Raw genomic sequence first — 5,187 nt, 5'->3', positions numbered from 1 at the left:
CGCCCGCCCCACCACCCCTCCGGGCTCAACACCCGCGCCGCCGTGCCCGACCAGCCCTCCGGGCTCAACTCCAGCGCCGGGGTGCCCGACCAGCCCTCCGGGCTCAACTCCAGCGCCGGGGTGCCCGACCAGGCCTCCGGGCTCAACTCCAGCGCCGGGGTGCCCGACCAGCCCGCTGGACCGCGCGACCGTGCCAGAACGGATCGGCGCGCCGGGGTGCTTGATCAGTCTGCCGGGCCGCACGACCGGGCCGGGGCGGATCGGCGTGCCGAGGCGACCAACCAATCCGCCGGACCGCGTGACCGCATCGCACCGGATCAACTCGCCGGAGTGCCCGACCAGCCCGCCGGGCCGCGTGATCGCGCCGGAGCCGATCGACGCGTCGGCAAGGACGATCGGCCGGCCACGGGTGGCTGGCCGGACGCGCGCAGGCGACCTGACAGCCTCGGCCGATCCGACACCCTCGGCCGATCCGACACGCCCGGCCGATCCGACACCCTCGGCCGATCCGAGACGCCCGGCCGATCCGACACCCTCGGCCGATCCGAGACGCCCGGCCGATCCGACACGCCCGGCCGACCCGAGAGGGGAGGCTGGCCCGTCGCGGACCGGAGACCGGACACGCTCGGTCGGCCCGTCGCGGACCGGAGACCGGACACGCTCGGTCGGCCCGTCGCGGACCGGAGACCGGACACGCTCGGTCGGCCGGTCGCGGACCGCAGGTCGGACACGCTCGGTCGGTCGACCGTGGGCCGTGCGGCCGACACGCCCGGCAGGCCCGCGGCCTCGCCCTGGGAGCAGCCCGGTGAGCCGGGACACACCCATGATCCGCACGAGGTGACGGTTCAACTCGACGGAGTGGGACGGCGCAAGACGGAGGACTGGCTGGTTCAGCAGGCCAAGGACGCTCCCGGTGCCCAGGACGGCTCGGACGGCCCGGTGTTCGTCGACGAGTCCGGCCGCCGCAGCCGCAGGTTCCGCCGGCTCGGCATCCTCGTCGGCATCGCCTGCGCGGTGTACGCCGTCGTCATCGTCGCCACGCTGCTGTCCGGCAACTCCAACGCGCCCTGGCTGCCGGTGCCCGGCCAGCAGGACGACACGCCGGCCGGGAAGGTCGAGACCTCGCCACTGCCCACCGACTCGGTGTCGCCCTCCGGTTCGAGCGGCGCCGCACCCGGCGCGAGCGCCTCGGTGAGCGACGCTACGGCCCCGGCACCGGGCGTCAGCCCGACACCGGGCGCCTCCGCGAGCGCCACCGACCCGGGCACGTCCGCGGACCCGAAGCCCTCGACGTCCGTCACCACCAAGCCGAAGCCGAGCACCAGCACCACCAAGGACCCCATCACCCTGCCGTCCCTCCCGGTGTCCGACTCGCCCGACCCCAGCCCCTCCGAGGACGGCGCCGCCTCGCCGAGCCCCTCGGAGAGCACGGTCGGCGCCGGCGGCACCGGCACGGTCGCCGACGGCCCCGTAGAACCGGGCCCCATCGCGTCCGAGCCCGGCATCACCAGCTCCTCGTCCCCGGAGAACCCGGTGAGCCCGGCGACCCCGCAGAACCCGGAGAACATCCTCTGATGGCATCCCGCACCGACGCGCACGGGCCCGCTCCCCGCGCGCGGCGTCCGGCACCCGATGTCCGGCGCCGACGGCTGCCCATGCGGTGGCTGCTGCCCTCGCTGCTCCTCGTCGCCATGCTGGCGATGCTGATGCTGCGCGGCTATGTGCACAGCGAGATCCTCGCCGACCACCGCATCCAGCCCGAGGCCGCCACCGACAAGGTGCCGGACAAGATCCTCGACGGCGGCCCGGTCATCGACACCCGCGGTGGCCGCACGAACAGCCTGAACGTCCCTGACCACCGGCTCGTCCTCACCTTCGACGACGGCCCGGACCCCACCTGGACGCCCAAGGTCCTCGACGTTCTGAAGAAGCACCACGCCCACGCCGTCTTCTTCGTCACCGGCACCATGACCTCGCGCTATCCGGAGCTGGTGAAGCGCATGGTCGAGGAGGGCCACGAGGTCGGCCTGCACACCTTCAACCACCCCGACCTCTCCTTCCAGTCCACGAAGCGCATCGACTGGGAGCTCTCCCAGAACCAGCTGGCGCTGGCCGGCGCGGCGGGCATCCGCACCTCGCTCTTCCGCCCCCCGTACTCGTCCTTCGCGGACGCCATGGACAACAAGTCCTGGCCGGTGACGGAGTACATAGGCACGCGCGGTTACATCACCGTCGTCAACAACACCGACAGCGAGGACTGGCAGAAGCCGGGCGTCGACCAGATCATCCGCAACGCCACGCCCAAGGGCGGCAAGGGCGCGATCGTCCTGATGCACGACTCCGGCGGCGACCGCCACCAGACCGTGCAGGCGCTGGACAGGTTCCTGCCGGAGCTTCAGGAGCGGGGGTACCGGTTCCAGAACCTCACCGAGGCCCTCGACGCACCCAGCGCGTACACCCAGGTCACCGGCCTCGAACTGTGGAAGGGCAAGGCCTGGGTCTACCTGGTGCGGGCCTCCGACGACGTCACCGACGTCCTGGTCGTCGGCATCGCGATCATCGGCGTGCTCGTCTTCACCCGCTTCGGCATGATGCTCCTGCTCTCCGCCCTGCACGCCCGCCGGGTGCGGCGCAAGGACTTCCGCTGGGGTCCGGCGCCGGTCACCGAACCGGTGTCGGTGCTCGTGCCGGCGTACAACGAGGCCAAGTGCATAGAGAACACGGTCCGTTCCCTGATGGCGAGCGAACACCCCGTCGAAGTGCTCGTCGTCGACGACGGTTCGAGCGACGGCACGGCGCGGATCGTCGAGGACCTGCTGCTGCCGAACGTCCGTGTCGTGCGCCAGCACAACGCGGGCAAGCCCGCGGCCCTCAACCGGGGCCTGGTCAACGCCCGTCACGACATCGTCGTGATGATGGACGGCGACACGGTCTTCGAACCGGCCACCGTCCGCGAACTCGTCCAGCCGTTCGCCGACCCGGGCGTCGGCGCGGTCGCGGGCAACGCGAAGGTCGGCAACCGCGACTCCCTCATCGGGGCCTGGCAGCACATCGAGTACGTGATGGGCTTCAACCTCGACCGCCGGATGTACGACATCCTCGGCTGCATGCCGACCATCCCCGGCGCGGTCGGCGCCTTCCGCCGCTCCGCGCTGGAGAGGGCCGGCGGCATGAGCGACGACACGCTCGCCGAGGACACCGACATCACGATGGCCCTGCACCGCGACGGCTGGCGGGTCGTCTACGCGGAGAAGGCACGCGCGTGGACAGAGGCACCGGAGTCCGTCCAGCAGCTCTGGTCCCAGCGCTACCGCTGGTCGTACGGCACGATGCAGGCGATCTGGAAGCACCGCAGAGCGCTCGTCGAACGGGGCCCGTCGGGCCGCTTCGGCCGGGTGGGCCTGCCGCTGGTCTCGCTGTTCATGGTCCTGGCCCCGCTGCTGGCCCCGCTGATCGACGTCTTTCTGCTGTACGGGCTCGTCTTCGGCCCGACGCAGAAGACGGTCCTCGCGTGGCTGGGTGTCCTCGCCGTCCAGGTGGCCTGCGCGGCGTACGCCTTCCGGCTCGACCGTGAGCGCATGAGGTATCTCATCTCGCTCCCGCTCCAGCAGATCCTCTACCGGCAGTTGATGTACATGGTCCTCCTCCAGTCCTGGATCACCGCGCTCACCGGAGGCCGGCTGCGCTGGCAGAAGCTGCGGCGCACGGGCGTCGTGGAGGCACCGGGATCGATCCCGCGGCAGCGGGCGGCACAGAGCGGGAACGATCGGAGGCCGGTCGCATGACCACGCACGAGTACACGGCGGGTGCGACGCCGCCTCTGGGTTCGGCCCGGGTCCACCCCGCACCGGCACCATCGCCGACACCCGCGCCGGTACCAGCCCTGGGACCGACTCCGGGACCAGCCCCGGATTCCGCCCCGCGGTCCGCTTCCGCGCCCGAGAAGCCCGGCCGTGACCGCTACCTGGACCTGCTGCGCTCGATCGCCCTGGTCCGTGTGGTCGTCTACCACCTCTTCGGCTGGGCATGGCTGACGGTCGTCTTCCCCTCCATGGGCGTGATGTTCGCGCTGGCGGGCTCGCTGATGGCCCGCTCGCTCAGCCGCCCGGCCCTCGGTGTGATCCGCGGCCGCGTCCGCCGCCTCCTGCCGCCCCTGTGGGCGTTCAGCGCGGTGGCCCTCGCGCTGATGTTCGCGGGTGGCTGGAACGTGGTGAAGGACCCCGACAACGGCGGCACCTGGGGCCTCGTCAAGCTGATCGACTACGTCATTCCGATCGGCGCCCCGCCCTTCCCCTGGCACGTCGGCTCCAAGTCCGGCCTGCTGGAGGACACCTGGGCGGTCCAGGCGGCGGGCCCGCTCTGGTATCTGCGCGCCTATCTGTGGTTCGTGATCGCCTCGCCCCTGCTGCTGTGGGCCTTCCGCAGGGTGCCCTGGGCGACGCTGCTCGCCCCCCTCGCCCTGACGGCGGTCCTCGGCACCGGCCTGGTCACCATCCCCGGCGAGACGGGCAACGCGATCTCCGACTTCACGGTCTACGGCGGCTGCTGGGTCCTGGGCTTCGCCCACCACGAGGGCGTCCTGCAACGCGTCCCCCGCTATCTGGCGATCTCCTGCTCGGCCCTGCTCATGGCCTTCGGCCTGTGGTGGGCCTCGGGACATCTGGGCCCCGACGGCTGGGACCTGAACGACATCCCGCTCGCCCAGGCGGCCTGGTCCTTCGGCTTCGTCGTCATCCTGCTCCAGTACTCCCCGTCCTGGCAGGAACTCCCCGGCCGGCTGGCCCGCTGGGACAAGCTGATCACCCTGTCCAACAACCGGGCGGTCACGATCTACCTCTGGCACAACATGCTGATCATGGCCACGGTCCCGATCATCGACCAGGCCTACAACCTCCCGTTCATGCAGAGCGACAGCGCGGTGGCCGCGCTCGACTCCTCGTACATGGTGTGGATGTTCCTCCTGGTCTGGCCCCTCATCGGCCTGACGATCCTGGCCTTCGGCTGGATCGAGGACATCGCCGCCAAGCGCAGCCCGAGGCTGTGGCCCAACGGCGCGAAGAGGAAGCAGGGCGGCTCGCGGGGGAGCCACCGGGTCTAGTGCCGCGGCAGGCAACGTTTGCCCGTCAAGGAGCGGCGTCCGGTGCGTGCTCTCGGCGTGCCGGCCGGAAGTCCTCGTACTGGACGTAC

Annotated in this window: 3 protein-coding genes; all 3 read left to right on the top strand. The window is 71.5% G+C overall.

Annotated elements, in window-relative coordinates:
• The first annotated feature begins 747 nt into the window (after nucleotides 1-747).
• The 3 genes from ABZ656_RS56350 to ABZ656_RS56340 are packed head-to-tail and all read left to right on the top strand — an operon-like array spanning nucleotide 748 to nucleotide 5,098.
• Entirely contained in the window at nucleotides 748-1,575 is an 828-nt protein-coding gene (locus tag ABZ656_RS56350) for a hypothetical protein (protein ID WP_360280277.1), read from the top strand.
• Entirely contained in the window at nucleotides 1,575-3,785 is a 2,211-nt protein-coding gene (locus tag ABZ656_RS56345) for a glycosyltransferase (RefSeq protein WP_101404889.1), read from the top strand. The genes ABZ656_RS56350 and ABZ656_RS56345 overlap by 1 nt, the downstream gene beginning before the upstream one ends.
• Nucleotides 3,782-5,098 carry an acyltransferase gene (locus ABZ656_RS56340; protein WP_101404890.1) on the top strand — a complete coding sequence of 439 codons (1,317 nt, stop codon included), beginning with the start codon at nucleotides 3,782-3,784 and terminating at the stop codon, nucleotides 5,096-5,098. Before ABZ656_RS56345 ends, ABZ656_RS56340 begins: the two co-directional genes overlap by 4 nt.
• Nucleotides 5,099-5,187: the final 89 nt, after the last annotated feature.

Source organism: Streptomyces sp. NPDC007095, assembly GCF_040634475.1.
Classification (GTDB): domain Bacteria; phylum Actinomycetota; class Actinomycetes; order Streptomycetales; family Streptomycetaceae; genus Streptomyces.
Note: the sequence above shows the minus strand (reverse complement) of the source record. Positions and strands in the feature narration are given on the sequence as shown.